General features: G+C 74.3%; 11 protein-coding genes and 1 pseudogene. 5 read left to right on the forward strand and 7 right to left on the reverse strand.

Annotation, left to right across the window (positions count from 1 at the left end; genetic code table 11):
- The first annotated feature begins 47 nt into the window (after positions 1-47).
- Complete coding sequence (gene treZ, locus QQY24_RS06830) at positions 48-1,793, forward strand: malto-oligosyltrehalose trehalohydrolase (RefSeq protein ID WP_301971777.1); 1,746 nt, start codon at positions 48-50, stop codon at positions 1,791-1,793.
- A 47-nt stretch (positions 1,794-1,840) separates the two neighbouring features.
- Here treZ and QQY24_RS06835 read toward each other — a convergent pair whose 3' ends face one another.
- From QQY24_RS06835 to QQY24_RS06850, 4 genes are all read right to left on the reverse strand, one after another.
- A complete protein-coding gene (locus QQY24_RS06835) occupies positions 1,841-2,164 on the reverse strand; it encodes a hypothetical protein (protein WP_301971778.1) in 324 nt (107 codons plus the stop codon).
- Positions 2,165-2,225: 61 nt separating this feature from the next.
- Complete coding sequence (gene cyc2 / locus QQY24_RS06840) at positions 2,226-4,385, reverse strand: germacradienol/geosmin synthase Cyc2 (RefSeq protein WP_301971779.1); 2,160 nt, start codon at positions 4,383-4,385, stop codon at positions 2,226-2,228.
- A 181-nt stretch (positions 4,386-4,566) separates the two neighbouring features.
- Positions 4,567-5,772 carry a damage-control phosphatase ARMT1 family protein gene (locus tag QQY24_RS06845; RefSeq protein ID WP_301971780.1) on the reverse strand — a complete coding sequence of 402 codons (1,206 nt, stop codon included), beginning with the start codon at positions 5,770-5,772 and terminating at the stop codon, positions 4,567-4,569.
- 22 nt (positions 5,773-5,794) lie between these two features.
- Positions 5,795-6,442: a ScbR family autoregulator-binding transcription factor gene (locus tag QQY24_RS06850; RefSeq protein WP_301971781.1), complete on the reverse strand. Its 648-nt coding sequence runs from the start codon at positions 6,440-6,442 to the stop codon at positions 5,795-5,797.
- 420 nt (positions 6,443-6,862) lie between these two features.
- On the opposite strand from QQY24_RS06850, the pseudogene QQY24_RS06855 reads away from it, so the two are divergent.
- Positions 6,863-7,779: pseudogene (locus tag QQY24_RS06855) on the forward strand (lytic polysaccharide monooxygenase).
- On the opposite strand, the gene QQY24_RS06860 reads toward QQY24_RS06855, so the two are convergent.
- Positions 7,772-8,431 (reverse strand): Tat pathway signal sequence domain protein, encoded by a 660-nt coding sequence (locus tag QQY24_RS06860; RefSeq protein WP_301971782.1) that lies wholly within the window; start codon positions 8,429-8,431, stop codon positions 7,772-7,774. The pseudogene QQY24_RS06855 and the gene QQY24_RS06860 overlap by 8 nt on opposite strands.
- 668 nt (positions 8,432-9,099) lie before the next feature.
- Here QQY24_RS06860 and QQY24_RS06865 point away from each other — a divergent pair.
- From QQY24_RS06865 to QQY24_RS06875, 3 genes are all read left to right on the forward strand, one after another.
- Positions 9,100-9,795 (forward strand): DUF6230 family protein, encoded by a 696-nt coding sequence (locus QQY24_RS06865; RefSeq protein ID WP_301976164.1) that lies wholly within the window; start codon positions 9,100-9,102, stop codon positions 9,793-9,795.
- A 5-nt stretch (positions 9,796-9,800) separates the two neighbouring features.
- Positions 9,801-10,247, forward strand: coding sequence for a DUF6114 domain-containing protein (locus QQY24_RS06870; protein WP_301971783.1), 447 nt, complete (start codon positions 9,801-9,803; stop codon positions 10,245-10,247).
- Between the two features lie 308 nt (positions 10,248-10,555).
- The gene (locus tag QQY24_RS06875) at positions 10,556-11,995 is read left to right on the forward strand and encodes an LCP family protein (protein ID WP_301976165.1); all 1,440 of its coding nucleotides are present in this window, start codon (positions 10,556-10,558) and stop codon (positions 11,993-11,995) included.
- A 163-nt stretch (positions 11,996-12,158) separates the two neighbouring features.
- Here QQY24_RS06875 and QQY24_RS06880 read toward each other — a convergent pair whose 3' ends face one another.
- Positions 12,159-13,997: an aromatic amino acid lyase gene (locus QQY24_RS06880; RefSeq protein ID WP_301971784.1), complete on the reverse strand. Its 1,839-nt coding sequence runs from the start codon at positions 13,995-13,997 to the stop codon at positions 12,159-12,161.
- Positions 13,998-14,019: 22 nt separating this feature from the next.
- Positions 14,020-14,979, reverse strand: coding sequence for an ABC transporter substrate-binding protein (locus QQY24_RS06885; protein WP_301971785.1), 960 nt, complete (start codon positions 14,977-14,979; stop codon positions 14,020-14,022).
- Positions 14,980-15,054: the final 75 nt, after the last annotated feature.

Raw genomic sequence — 15,054 nt, forward strand, 5'->3', positions numbered from 1 at the left:
TGAACGGGACGGGCTACATCACGGTGAACAGACGAAGGGGGCCGTCCGTGCAGTTCGAGGTGTGGGCACCGCAGGCGGACCGGGTGACGCTCCAGTGCGACGGCGTCACGCGCGCGATGGAACGCGATCCGGAGCGCGACGGCTGGTGGCGGGGAGAGGCGGAGGCGTCCGACGGCACGCGGTACGGGTTCGCGCTGGACGGCGGCCCGGTGCTGCCCGACCCGCGCTCGCGCCGCCAGCCGGACGGCCCGGACGGCCTGAGCGCGGTCGTCGACCACGGGCGGTACGCGTGGCGTGCCGCGTGGGCCGGGCGCCCGCTGCCGGGCGCGGTCCTCTACGAGCTGCACGTGGGCACGTACACCGCCGGGGGCACCCTGGACGCGGCGGCGGACCGTCTGCAGCACCTGGTGGAACTGGGCGTCACCCACGTGGAGTTGATGCCGTTGTGCCCCTTCCCGGGGCAGCACGGCTGGGGGTACGAGGGAGTCTCGCTGTGGGCGGTGCACGAGCCCTACGGCGGCCCCGAGGCGCTGAAACGGTTCGTGGACCGGGCGCACGAACTGGGCCTGGCCGTCGTCCTGGACGTCGTGCACAACCACCTGGGACCGTCGGGCAACTACCTGCCCCTGTTCGGGCCGTACTTCACGGACACGCACCACACGCCGTGGGGTTCGGCGGTCAACCTGGACGCGCCCGGCTCGGACGAGGTGCGCGCCTACCTCCTGGACAGCGCGCTGGCCTGGCTGCGGGACTACCGGCTCGACGGGCTGCGCCTGGACGCGGTGCACGCGCTGTACGACACCCGCGCGCGCCACTTCCTGGAGGAGCTGTCGGCGGCCGTCGACGCCCTCTCCGAGGAGGTGTCGCGCCCGCTGTACCTGATCGCCGAGTCCGACCTGAACAACCCGAGGTTCATCACCCCGCGCGCGGAGAACGGCCTGGGGCTGCACGCCCAGTGGAACGACGACTTCCACCACGCCGTGCACACCGCGCTGACCGGCGAGTCCCAGGGGTACTACGCCGACTTCGCGCGCGCTCCGTTCGCCGCCCTCGCCAAGACGCTCACCGGCGGGTACTTCCACGACGGCACGTACTCGAGCTTCCGCGGCCGCGGACACGGCCGGCCGCTGGACCGGGCCCGCGTGGCCGGGCACCGGCTGCTGGGCTACAGCCAGACCCACGACCAGGTGGGCAACCGCGCCCAGGGCGACCGCCTGTCGGCCCGGCTGTCCCCCGGCCTGCTGGCCTGCGCGGCCGCGCTCGTGCTGACCGCGCCGTTCACGCCGATGCTGTTCATGGGCGAGGAGTGGGCGGCGGGCACGCCCTGGCAGTTCTTCACCGACCACACGGACCCCGAGCTGGCCGACGCGGTGCGCCGTGGCAGGCGGCGGGAGTTCGCGGCGCACGGCTGGGCCGAGGAGGACGTGCCGGACCCGCAGGACCCGGCGACCCGGGAGCGGTCCTGCCTGGACTGGTCGGAGCCGGAACGCGAGCCGCACGCGCGCGTGCTGGACTGGTACCGGCGGCTGATCGCGCTGCGCCACGCGCAGCCGGACCTCACCGACCCGGACCTCGCCGACACGAAGGTGGCCTACGACGAGGAGGCCCGCTGGCTGGCGTTCCGGCGCGGGGACCTGCGGGTGGTGGTGAACCTGGGCAAGGAGCCGGCGGCGGTCCCGCTGGGCACCGGCCGGGTGGAGGTCCTCGCCGCCTGGGATCCGGTCGGGGCGCCGGGCCCGGACGGGTTGCTGCGGGTGTCCGGCGAGTCGTGCGTGGTGCTGCGGCAGCCCTGAGCCGGCCGCCGGCTACGGTGCCGTCCCGGCGTCGTCCCCGGACCCGGTCACCCGCTCCAGCAGGATCGGCTCCTAGGCACGCCGCAGTTGCTTCCGCAGCGGCGGCAGCGGACCGGCGGCCCGGCCTTCGAGGCGGGCGGCCACGGCGCGGCCCGGCGCTGCGGCTCGGCCGGCCGGTTCGCGCCGGCCAGCGTGGTGCCGACCGCGCCCGGTCCGATCCCGCAGACCAGCAGCGCGGTGCCGGCGCACAGCCCGGATAGCAGGATCCGGGCGCGCCGGCCGGGCCGGCGCGCGGCACGCGGGTACCGGGCCGGGCCGGTGGTGGCGCACTCCCGCCGCTCCTGGCCGGGCAGCGGCTCGGGACGCGGCACGGTGTGTTCCCTCCGTTCGTCTCCGGCCGGCCTTCCGCCCGCGGTGCGGTGGGCGAGGGCGTCAGCCGGCCAGGTGGACGGGGCCCGGGACCCGGTCGGGCAGGAAGGTGTGCGCCCGGCGGCCGAGCCACTCGGCCTTGTAGCGGTCGACCTCGCGGTGCCAGTTGAGGATGCCGGCCATCCAGTTCTGCAGGTCGAGGACGTAGCCGCCCATGGCCGCGCGGGCCTCCCGGGAGAGGCCGAAGTCGTCGTACAGGACCGGGAGTTCGTGCGCGAGGACGTGCTCGAACTGCTGCATGCGCTGGTTCATCAGGTCGGCGACGACGGCGAGCGCGGACGGGTAGTCCACGCCGAAGAAGTTCTGCACGACGAGGACGGCGTTGTGCATCTCGCCCTCGTACTCGATCTCCTTCTGGTACGAGAAGATGTCGTTGAGCAGGCAGGCGTAGTCGATCGCGGCGTTCTCCAGGGAGCGCACCGGCCCGCTGCGGTACACCTCCGGCGGGATCGCCGGGCCCCGGCCCATCCGGCACATGCTCAGCGTGAGGTCGGAGCCGAAGGTGGCGCGCCGCATCTCCAGGTAGTCGACCGGATCGGGAACGCGGTTCTGCAACTGGTTGGACAGCTCCCAGACCCAGCTCTCGGTCATCTTGTCCACGGCGGACTTCAGGGTGCGTCGCTGCCCGGGCGTCATCCGCGCCGTCGTGCGCGCCCACAGGTCGGTGAGCGCGCGCTCCATCGCGTCGGCGGGCACCGGGGCCGGCTCGCCGTCGACGGGCATGCACCGCGACAGCCGGGCCGTGGTCAGGCGGGCGGCGGCCAGGTCGCGGCGGTGGCCGTAGACGAGCGGGTAGTAGTCGTCGCCGTACGTGCCCCAGGCCAGCCACTGCGCGCTGAGGTCCAGCGCCTCGGGGGTGGCGTCGGGGTCCAGGCCGGCGGAACAGAGCGCGAGGTCGTACGCGCGCAGCTTGTCCTCGTCCCAGACGCCCTCGCGGAGCATGCCGGTGCACCGCGTCCAGGTGACGAGGTTGCGGCGGGCGCGGTCGAGGTGGGGGCTCAACCGCAGCGGGTACGGCATGCGGAAGTCGGGCAGCAGGGAGGGGCCGACCTTCTGGTGGGGCAGGTGGGAGTGGCCGCGCAGGCGTTCGGCGGCGGCCGAGGCGAGCAGGGCGCCGATGTCGGCGGCGGAGGTGCCGGGGCCGCTCGGGAACTGCCAGGGCGAGCGGGCGCGGGCGCCCTGGTTCATGTAGCGGCTGGACCGCAGGTGCCATTCGTGGCCACCGGACTGCCAGTCCTGGAGCCCCTTGGTGTAGGCGGCCACCGCGGCGGCCCGGTCGGGGGTGAGTCCCTTCTCCAGGGCGAGTGCCGGGACCTCGGTGAGGGCGGTGTGCTCGAACTGGTGCAGGCGGGAGGTGAGGATGTCGTTGACGGTGTCGGCGGCCTCCTGGGTGGTGCACCCGAAGAAGGTCTCCAGCACGAGCACGCCGTTGCTGTTCTCCCCCTCGTCCTCGACCTCGCGCTGGTAGGAGAACAGGTCGTTGCGCAGGTGGACGGCGTCGGAGAACGTCTCCATGAGCACCCTGAGCGGCCGGGTCCCGGCGACCGGAGAGGGCACTTCCGCGGTCGCGTACTCCACGAGGCCCGCCGACCAGGGGGCGCCGCCGACCTTGCGGCGCATCTCGATGTACTCGACCGGGTTGGCGATCCGGCCCTCGTTGATGTTGGACAGTTCCCACAGCGACTCGTTGAGCAGGTGCTCGGTGGCGACGGAGAAGCGCCGGCGCCAGTCGACGGACATCGACGGCACCGTGCGCGCCCACAGGTCGGCGAGGCCCGCCTCGACCGGGTTCTCCGGCTCGGGCACGGGGGCGGCGGGGTCCAGCGGCATGAACAGGGGCAGGCGGTCCAGGTGGGCCTTTCCGGCGGCGCGGTCCTGGGTGCGCTTGAACATGTCCAGGAAGTGGTTGTCGAAGAAGAACACCCACACGTACCAGTCGGTGATCAGGGAGAGGGCGGGGCCGTCGCAGTCGGGGTGGGTGTAGGCGCACAGCAGCCCGTAGTCGTGCGCCTCCAGGTCGGCCCGTTCCCAGACCCCGGAGCCCTCCAGCATGCCCATCTCGCGCGCCCAGGCGGTCGAGTGGGCACGCGCCTCGTCGACGTGGGGGTTGAGCCGCGCGGGATACGGCATGTAGAAGTGCGGGAGTTCGAACGGCTGCGTCATGGCCGGGCCCTACCCGCGGCTCCGGAGCGCCATCCGCCCCGCGAGGCAGGGTCACACCATCGCGTGAACCATCGGCGAAACGCCGGACCCGGGCCGCCGGATGTGACGTCGGGCGGACCGCCCCGCACCGACGGCGCGCCCGCGGCACCGCCCCGTCCGGCGTCCGTCCGGCGGCGCCGCCTCACTGCCGCCGGGGCCGGCCCGACGGGTTCACCTGGATCAGCGCGTGCCTGCCGGAGGTGCGCCAGCGCCGGCCCTCCGCCGCGACCAGGGCCGCCTCGGCGGGCGCGGACAGGCCCGTGATCACGTCGGACTTCAAGGTGCGCAGGGCGGCGACCGGGCCGGGGAACCAGGCGGTGACGTCCTGGAAGGGCGTGGCCGGCGGCCACCACCGGTCCCCGACCAGCCGGCGGTAGTTGAGGTCGCCCTTGAAGACGGTCAGGGCGGCCGCCGCGAACTCGGCGCGCAGGTCGTCCGGCATGTCGGCGTACGGCAGCGGGGCGCAGGAGAAGGGGTGGGCCCGTACGGCGAGCCGGCCGTCGGCCATGGCCGACCAGAGCACGTGCCCGTACGCGGCGGCGGCGCCCCCGGCCGCCCGCAGCCGGTCCAGGGCGTCGACCACGTCGGTGGTGGTGGCGTCGGAGACGTAGTACGGGTACGGCTTGACGTGCAGGACCGCCCGGCCGATCCGCCCCTCGGTGAGCAGGTGGGCGATCAGCAGCAGGTCGGGGAGGAGTTCCCGGCCGGCGTTGTCCGCGACCAGGCAGAGCGTGCCGGTGCCGGCGGGCGGGAGCAGCGACCACAGGGCCGCGCTGTCGTCGGCGACCAGGGCGGGCGCCGGTTCCCGGGTCCGGGCGCCTGCGGCGGAGAGCCGGAAGCCGAGGTCGGCGCGGTTGCCCCACAGGGAGCCGTGCAGCAGGGCGTGGGCCCGTTCCTCCGCCGGGCGGTCCCCGAGCGCGTCGAGCGCGGCCAGTTCCCCGTCGGTGACGGGGGCGTCGAGTTCGGCGCGCTTGGACGGGCGGAAGGGGTCGACGCCCCGCCAGGGCCCCGGGCCGAAGTAGCCCACCGCGTCCAGCAGCCGGCGGTAGAAGTGGCTCTCGGACCACAGCCACGGCACCTCGAACCAGGACCGTCCGGCGTGGGTGTCCAGGCCCCACGCCCGCCACCGCTCCCGGTCGGCGGGATCGGCGCCGGCGGGCAGCGGCTCGATCACCCCTTCGGCGCAGCTCCTCAGCAGCCGGTCCAGCGCGCGGCGCTGGACGGGTCCGTACGGAAGGGCGTCCCGTACCTGCCGGACGATCGCGGGGTGCCGCTCGGCCAGCACGCCGTGCGGGAACGAGCCTGGTTCGTCGCCGAGGATCACGGGCGCGGAAGGGGTGTCGGGCATGCCCGTCACCGTAGCGCGGGGTTCAGCAGGTCCTGATCTCCCGCTCCAGTTGCGTGGTGAGGGTCAGGTAGCGGGGGCGGCGGTGCACCGGGACCAGGCCCCGCACCATGAGGTGCCACATCTCGGCCACCCTGCGGGGAAGCCGTGCGGGCGGTTCGAGGGAGCGGCCGGCGACGCGGGTGCCGACGAAGAAGCAGACGAGCGAGTGGGCGACCACGCCGACGTCGGTGTCGGTGTGCACGTCGGCCTCCTTGACGGCACCGGTGAACTTGCGCGTCGCGAACTCCTGCCACTCGGTGAACGGATGCCGCAGCGGCGGTCGTACGGCGACGTCCGCGGTGGCGAGCCGGAGTCCCGCGCGCGGCACCGGGTCCTCCACGGCGAGCCGGGCGATGGCGAACGTGGTGCGCATCAGGGACTCCAGTGAGGAGAGGCCGCGGCCCTCGATGTCGGCCACCACCTGCTGCGCCGCCCTCGCCTGGAGTTCCAGGATGGCGTGGGCCAGGTCCTCCTTGGCGGCGAAGTGGAAGTACAACGCCCCCTTGGTGACCTGCGCGTGGCCGACGATGTCACTCAGGCTGGTGCATTCGTAGCCCTGCCGGTCGAACAGATCGGCGGCTGCCGTGATGATCGTCGCCCGGGTCTGCTCGGCGCGTAATTGCCTCGGCATCGACTGACCCCTCCTCGCGGCTTCAACGAACGGGACACGCGGTTTGTTTTAACCCCGTGCATACGATAACTCACCCAGCGGCAAGGAGAGTCGGGTCTGTGAAAGTCCGGATCCGGCGCATGCCCGCGGCGTGTCCCGGGCACCGGTCGGCGGTGCCGTCGGCGGGCGGGCGGATCCGCGGGACGGCACCGCCCGGATCCGCGGGCTTTTCCAGTGACGCGCGGCGGTGAGCACCCCGTGTCCGGCCGTGCGCGGTTGGCCGACAACGGGCCATTTCCCGTGACTGCGGACGGTCCGCGGAAACAGCCGGGACGGTCGGTCCGCGCACCGCCGGGCCCGCACCGCGCCGGGGTGCTGGACACGGTGCGCCCGCGGCCCGTACCGGAGGCGGCGAACCCCGTTCCCGTGCCCGCCGAGGAGATGTCCCGCAGGACCCGGGCGACCGGCCGCCCGAGCGCCACGGCCGCCGCGGTGACGGCCCCGGTCCTGCTGCTGCCGTGAGCGGCCGGGCCCGCCCACGCCCACGGTGCGCCCACGGCCCCGGTCGGCCGGGTGTACGCCTGCTCCCCCGCGGGCGGCGACGCGCGGCGCTCGGCCGCCCGCCGGGCGGCGGTCGCGGCGAACGGCGCCCCCTTCACCGCGTGGGACGCCCTGCGCGTGGCAGGGGTGAACGGCCGTGACCGGCAGGTGATTCCGGACGGCCGGCTGTGCAGCGGGAACCTGCCCGCGCGCCGGGGCCTCGACCTGGCCCGCACGGACTGGCCCGCACGGACTGGCCGGCCACGCGGCCGTCCCCGGGCGGCCGGCTGACGCTGACGCACGCCTCGACGATCGCGCACACGGACACGTTCAGGCTGTACCTGACCGGGCCCGGCTACGATCCGGCGAAGCCGCTGAAGTGGTCCGACCTGCCCGCGCACCCCTTCGCCCGGGTCACCGACCCGCCGCCGACGAACGGCGCGTACCGCATCGGGGCGACCTTGCCGGCGGACCGCAGGGGCCGTCAGGTGCTGTACGCCGTCCGGCAGAACAGCAGCACGCCGGACACCTGCCACTCGTGTTCCGGCGTGGTGTTCCCGGAGGCGGAGGCGGCGGGGAACACCGGCCCGGAGGCCGTGCGCGGGACACCGGGGGAACCCCGGAAGACCCCGGGGAAGTCCGCCGCGGGCGTCGGCACGCCGGTGGCCGGGGGCACCCGCGCGGACGCGGGCCCCCCGGCCGGGCCGGTGGCGGCCGGAGCCGCCGCGGTGCTGGCGCTCAGCGGGGGCGCCGCCCTCGTTCTGCGCCTGCGCCGACGCCGAACCGGCCGTCCGGGTCGGTCGGTCCCGGTCAGTTGACGTAGACCCGGGCGCCCCCGTCGGTGACGGGGGCGTACTTGGCGGTGAAGTAGCCGTTGGAGAAGCACAGCGACGAGCCCGAGAACTTCGTGAACTGCTGGTTGGTGAAGGTGATGCTGCTGTCGGTGTTGGAGGCGGTCCCGGTCAGGCTCGGCGCCCGGTAGACGCAGCTGACGGTGCCGAGCAGGGTGCGCAGGGTGACCGTGGCCTGGATGGTGGAGCCGCTGGGCGGGGTGACGGTGAGGGTGCCCGCGGAGGTGATCGTCGCGTTGTAGGGCAGGTTGTCGATCACGATGCCGTTGACCCCGAGCACACCGGTGACGTTGCTGGTGCAGCTGCTGCTGCCGAAGGTGTGCGCGGTGACCGACTCGGTGGCCGTGCCGGGGGCGGCCGGGTTGCTGGTCGCGGTGGCGGTGAACTGGGACGACGTGCAGGACACTCCGCTGGTGCCGGTCGCGCTGGAGTAGAACGTGGCGGAGGTGCCGGTGGCCAGCGGGGCGGTCAGGGTGTCGCCGGCCGCGACGGCGGTGCCGCCGGCGCTGCCCTTGGTCAGGACGGCGCCGGCGTCGGCGGAGGCGGTGGCGGGGACGGCCGCGGCCATGGTGAGCGCGGTGACGGTTCCGGCCAGGGCGAGAAGGGCTCGGGTGCGCATGCGGGTGCCTCTCTTCTGAAGTGGGGTACAGAGCGAGGTGGAACGCAGGTGACGTGGTGCCGGTGGCGCGGTGGGGGTTCCAGGTGGTGCGGTGCGTGCCGCCGGCGCCGGTCCGCGGCGCCTTCTCCTTGCGCGACGGACCGGCGACGGTGGTCCGGCCGGACGACGGCACGGGATCCCGGAGGAGGACCTCCCGGGAGCAGCGCCGGCCGGACCGGACGAGGTGCGGCCGAACACGGACCGCGGGGGAAGCGGCCGTGCCGGTGCCACGCGGAGCTGAGCGGGTGCCGGTGAAGGGGCCGGGGACGCGGCCGATGCCGCTCGATGGATCCGGCGCCACGGATCCGGGGAGACCAGGGAGAGTTGTAGACCCGCCCGACCGCCAACGTCAAGGCACCGAGCGGGAGTCGCCGTATACGTCGACCGCGCGCGACCGGCCCGCCGGACGCCTCCGCCGACGTCGGCGCACGCTCAACACCCTTTTTTCACAACTCCCTTGACCCTTCAAAGTAACCGGCGGTAACTTCCTCGAAGGCTACTGCCGCGTAACGAGGAAGTCCTTGCACCCGCCGGGAGTGCGAGGAGGCGTGCACGGCAGCCGCGTCCGCGCCAGGACATCGCGCCACCTGAAACCCAACCCGCATTGATCTATGCCCATGGGAGCAGACATGGCCTCGTCCCCGGATTTCTCGTCCGCCGACAGCACGCCCGGGAACCCGGGAAGCGGTTCCCCCTCACCGCCCGCCGCCCCGTCCGGGACGGCGGGCGGTGAGGGACGGGGCCGGGTACGGCCGCGCCGGGCCGCCGTGATGGCGGTGCCCGCCACCCTGGTCGCCGCCGGCCTCGCGGTCCTCACCGCGCAGGGAGCGCTGGGCGTGCAGTTCGCCATCTCCGGCATGCCGTTCACGGTCACGGCGACCGAACTCAACGGCACCGGCTTCGAGCAGTTCGGCGGACTCGACAACATGGCGGACGGCAGCCCGAACGCCGGCGACACCGGCGGGCAGGTGCTCGTCGTCACCTCCGCGATCAAGAAGGCCACGCTCACCAAGCTGTGCCAGAGCGTCGACCTGGGCGGCACCAACCTGCTGATCACCGCGGGCGGCGGAGCCGAGAAGGTGACCGCCAGCGACCTCACCACCGACTCCACCGAGTTGTCCGGCAACGCGTCCTTCGACAACATCGAGATCGGCAACGACGCCAGCACCCTGGACAAGGCCAACGCCAAGGGTCCGATCGGCGTCTTCAGCCAGCAGGCGGACACCGTCCACATCGGCAACCTGCGGCAGACCAACTACGCCACCACGGCCGCCGTGTTCAAGCTGCCCGGGCTCAAGCTCCGCTTCAGCGGCTCGGGTTGCTGATCGCGATGCCGGAGCGACCGCGCCGGGGGGCGAGGACCGCCTTCCGGGAGTGGCGCGCCCACCGGCCGTTCTGGGGCGGGCTGCTGCTCACCCTGGGCGGCGGGGAGATCCTGCTCACCGAGAAGGCCTCGCTGGAGGTCGTGATGCACATCGGCATGCAGGGCCTGGCCGGCTACCTGCTGCCCGGCCTGATGGTGCTGCTCGGACTGCTGGTCCTCTTCAACCCCGCCCAGCGGCTGTTCTACTCCCTCACCGGCGTCCTGGTGTCCCTGGGCACCTGGCTCACCTCGAACCTGGGCGGCTTCTTCATCGGGCTGCTCCTGGGCGTCACCGGCAGCTGCCTCGCCTTCGGCTGGGTACCCGACCAGGAACCCCGCACCGGCCGGCGCAGGCGACGCGGGCGGACCGCCGCCGCGCGGGACCTCGGCGACGGGGCGGGCGAGCCGGCCTGAGGAGCGGCGGCCCCGTCCCCGCCCCACCGGTCCGGCCCCGCCCGGTCCGCCCGCCTTGCCCCTCTTACGTTCTTCCTGACGGCCGGGGGCTTCTGCGCCCGGGGTCCGCTCAGCGAGGATTGCTACATTGCGCACCTGGACCACCCAGGGTGAGACGTAAGAGGGCGCCGATGAGCATCACCAGCAACCGGGGTACCGATCCGACGCGCCGCCGCGGCAACCGCGGTGGCCGCCCGGACCGGCCCGCCCCGGGCGGCGGGGGCGACGGCCCCCGCTCCGCGGGCCGCGACCGCCGGCACCGGCACCGGATGCGCACGGCACTCATCGTCTGCGTGTCCTTCGTGGTGCTCGTCACCGCGGGCGCCGGCTGGCTCTACCTGAAGCTGAACGGCAACATACGGACCTTCGACTCCGGCGGCCTGTCCGACAACCGGCCCGACGCGGGCTCGTCCGAGGGCGAGAACGTCCTGGTCATCGGCTCGGACTCGCGCACCGACGGCAACGCGGCGCTCGGTGGCGGCGACAAGGACGCCGTCGGCCGCTCCGACACGACGTTCCTGCTCCACATATACGCCGACCACCGGCACGCCCTCGCGGTCTCCATACCCCGCGACACCCTGGTGACCATACCGCCCTGCAAGCTCCCGAACGGCGACTGGACCAGGACGCAGCCCGACGCCATGTTCAACGCGGCCTTCTCCGTCGGCGAGACCGACAAGGGCAACCCGGCCTGCACCCAGAACACGGTGGAGAAGCTCACCGGACTGCGCGTGGACCACACGGTCGTCGTGGACTTCAAGGGCTTCGCGGCGCTGACCGAGGTGGTGGGCGGCGTCAAGGTGTGCCTGCCCAACGACGTCTACGAGAACGACCTCGACCCCAACCGCACCACCCGTGGCAAGCTGCTGTTCGCGAAGGGCGTGCAGACCGTCTCGGGGGAGAAGGCGCTGGACTACGTCCGCATCCGGCACGGCATCGGCGACGGCTCGGACATCGGCCGGATCAAGCGCCAGCAGGCGTTCGTCTCCAGCCTGCTGAAAAAGGTCGAGGGCAACGGGCTCACCCCGGCCAAGCTGCTGCCGCTGGCCAACGCGGCGACCAGGTCGATGACCGTGGACACCGGGCTGGGCACGGCCGACAGGCTCATCTCCTTCGCGATGTCGCTGAAGGGCATCGACCTGCACAACACCAAGTTCGTGACCGTCCCCTGGAAGTTCCAGGGCTCCCGGGTGTCGGTCGTGGAACCGGACGCCGACGAACTGTGGGCCGCGCTGAAGGCCGACCGGACGATCGACGGCGCGGACGCCAGCGGCAGGGGGGGCCGGAAGAGCGCGAGCCCGGCGGCCCCGGCCTCGCCCACCGCCCCGGCGGTCTCCGGTGCGGGGATAGCCGTCGCCGTCTACAACGGCACCACCGTCAGCGGGCTCGCCGCCCAGGGCGCCGCCGCGCTCACCGCGGACGGCTTCACGGTCACCGGTACGGCGACCGCCACCTCCCAGGACCACGCGACGACGGTCGTCCAGTACGGTCCCGGCCTGGCCGCGCGGGCCCGGACGGTGGCCAGGGTCTTCCCGGGCGCGGAACTGGAGCCGATCGGCGCGGCCCGGATCAACGTCGTCCTCGGCCGGTCGTACGCCGGCGCCGCGTCCGCCTCCGCCGCGCCGACCGCGACCGCCGTACCGGGCGACGTGGCCGGCGGCGCGCGGTCCGCGGACGACGACCCCTGCGCGAACCTGACCTACGGCTGACGTCCGCCGCGGGCCGCGCGGGCCGCGAGCGGTCCGGGGCCGGTGCCCGGCCGGGCACCGCCCGGCGTGCGCGCGGTGGCCGGAGCGGGTGCCCGGGTCCCGGCCCGGCCGGACGGCAGGCCGGCGCGTCGGCCGCCTCCCGCGGGGCCGCACGGGCGCCGGCTCACAGTTCGGCCAGGCGCGGCAGCAGTTCCGCCGCCGTGGCGATGTCCCCGCTCAGCGGGCGGTCCTCGGTGCCGGACGGGAGCGCGGCCGCCGCGAGGACGAAGGCGGGGATCGACGGGGGTACCGGGCGCAGGCGCAGCGCGCGCACGGCGGCCACCAGCTCGCAGGCCAGGACGGTGGCGTAGGCGTCGGTGGCGCGTTCCGTCTGGCGGGCCGCCTGGCCGGCGAAGGTGGCGGCCTCCTCCAGTCCGTGGGAGAGGACGGCGTGGCCGGCCGAGGCGGGGGCGGCGCAGGCCCGCACCTCCGCGAGGGCCGAGTGGGCGGTGTACTCCAGGATCATCGTGCCGGAGCTGCCGGCGGGCCCGGGGGCCAGGAAGGCGGGCAGGCCGGTGAGGTCGGCGCGGCCGAGCGCGGCCAGACGGGCCGTGGAGAGCTGCGCGGTCTGCAGCAGGGCCAGGTTCAGCCCGTCCAGCGCCAGGGCGAGCGGGGCGGCGAAGAAACCGCCGTGGTGGTGGAGGCGGCCGTCGGGGGTGAGGACGGGGTTCTCGCTGGGACAGTTGATCTCGACCTCGACAACCCGGCGCAGCGCCTCGCAGGCGTCCAGGGCGACGCCGTGCCCCTGCGGAAAGACCCGGAAGCCGAACGGGTCCTGGACGCGCCGCCCGCCGGTGGGCGGGACGTCCGGCGCGGGTGCGGCCGGGTGGGCGGGTGACGGGTGGCCGGCCGGGCGGGCGGAGGACGCGTCCTGGGCCGGGACACCGGGGACCGTCCCCCCGGCCCGGCCACCCGAAGACGCCCGCTGGACCGGGAAGGCGGGAGGCCCTCCCCCGGCCGGGGTGCCGGTGGGCGCGCGGTCGGCCGGGGTTTCGGGGGACGGGCCCGCGGCCGGGGCGCGGGGTGGATCGAGCAGGCGCCGCACCTCGGCGGCCGCTCGTGCCGGGCCGGGATAGGGCCGCAGGGCGTGCACCGGGGCGGCGTAGGCCTCCGGTGAGCCGGAGACGGCGGCCAGGGACAGGGCCGCGACCGCGTGGGTGGCCCGCAGCAGGACGTCCAGTTCGTGCCCGGCGAGCGCGGCCTGCGCGAGCGCCAGCGCGTTGCTGCTGAGCAGGGCGAGGGCGTCGCCCGGCCGGAGGGCGAGCGGTGCGGGCAGCTCACCGCCGAGGGGCGGTGCGGCACCCGCGTCCGGGCCGGGGGGCCGGCCGGGCAGGCCCCACGGGTCCCCCGTCGCGTCCGGGCCGGGGGCCGGGCCGCCTGGGCGGCGGGCGGGGTCGGGCGCCCCGGTCCCGCCGCGCGGCGGGACCGGCTCCCCCGCCGTCAGCCACGGCCGTTCCCCGATGAGGGTCAGGCCGGTCTGGGCCAGGGCCGTCAGGTCGCCGGTGCCCACGCCGCCGTAGGCGTTGACGGCGGGGTGGACGCGCAGGCGCAGGGCCTCGGTGAGACCGGTGACGAAGGACGGGTGGATGCCGGAACCGCCGGCCAGGAGCTGGTTGGCGCGGACGGCGAGCATCGCGCGGACCTGGCGGACCGGCAGGAGGGGGCCCGCGCCCCCGGCGTGACTGCGCAGCAGCCGCAGGCCGTGCGCGGCCTCGTCGTCGGGGCCGACCAGGACCGAGCGGTGGGCGCCGACGCCGGTGCCCCGGCCGTACCAGCGGCCGGTGGCGGCGAGCCGGCCGGCCCTGTCGTGGGCGCGGCCCAGCCGGTCCAGGGCCCCGGGGTCGACGGCGGGGTCGGCCGTGGCGTCGGCGAGCCGGACCAGTGCCGGCAGGGCGAGGCCGGTGCCGTCGAGCACGACGCGGGTGTCCCCGGTCTCCGGGTGCACCCGCGTCGTCGCGTCCACGGTCAGGGTCCGGCCGGGTGCGTCAGCCGAGACCGGCGGACTTCAGCCAGGCCTTGGCGACGTCCAGCGGGTCCTTGTTCTGCGACTGCACCTGGGTGTCCAGGTCCAGCAGGGTCGCGGTGTCCAGCTTGGCCGAGACGGCGTTGAGCGCGTCGACGCCCTTGGGGGAGAGCGCGCTCCTGTGCACGAGCGGCTGGACGTTCTCGAACCCGAAGAGGTTCTTCGGGTCCTGCAGGACGACGAACTTCTCCTTGGCGATGGTCGGGTCCGTGGTGAAGATGTCCGCCGCCTGCACGGCGTTCCTCTTCAGCGCCGCCTGGGTGAGCGGGCCGCCCGCGTCCAGCGCCTTGAAGGACTTGAACTGCAGGCCGTACACGTCCTTCAGGCCCGCCAGGCCCTGCTGACGGGTCTGGAACTCCGGCGAGGCGCCGATGACCAGGTCCTTCGCGGCGTCCTTCAGGTCGGCGACGGAGGACTTCCCGTCCAGGCCGTACTTCTTCGCGGTGGCCGCGTTGACCGTGATCGAGTCCTTGTCCTGCGCCGGCGCGGGGTTCAGCAGGGTGAGCTTGGAGTCGAGCTTGGCCTTGATCGCGTCCGTGGTCTCCCCGAGCGTCTTGGGGGCCGCCTTGGCGTCGAGGTAGGCCAGCAGCGCGCCGTTGTACTCGGGCAGGACGGAGACGGAGCCGTTCTTGAGCAGACCGTAGGTGGTCTCCCGGCTGCCGATGTTCAGCTTGTACGTGACCTTGACGCCCTTGGCCCTGAGGGCCTCGCCGTAGATGTCCGCGAGCAGGATGCTCTCGGCGAAGTTGTTGGATCCGACGACGACGCCGTCACCGCTCGCCCCGGTGTCCGAAAGGGGATTGTCGGTCTTGCCGTCGCCGGAGGAGCCGCAGCCCGTCAGCAGGGCCGCCGCCGCGAGGGCGGCCGCCGCCACGCCTCGGTTCCTCCGGATGGACCTGCTGGTGCGGTTGGTGTAAGTCACCCGTCGATCCAAGCCAGCGGCTTCCGCGTCAGTCAAGTGTCCCCAGGTCACCGATTGGCGTCGATGCCGGACCGG

The sequence above is a fragment of the Streptomyces sp. TG1A-8 genome (assembly GCF_030499535.1).
Lineage (GTDB): Bacteria > Actinomycetota > Actinomycetes > Streptomycetales > Streptomycetaceae > Streptomyces.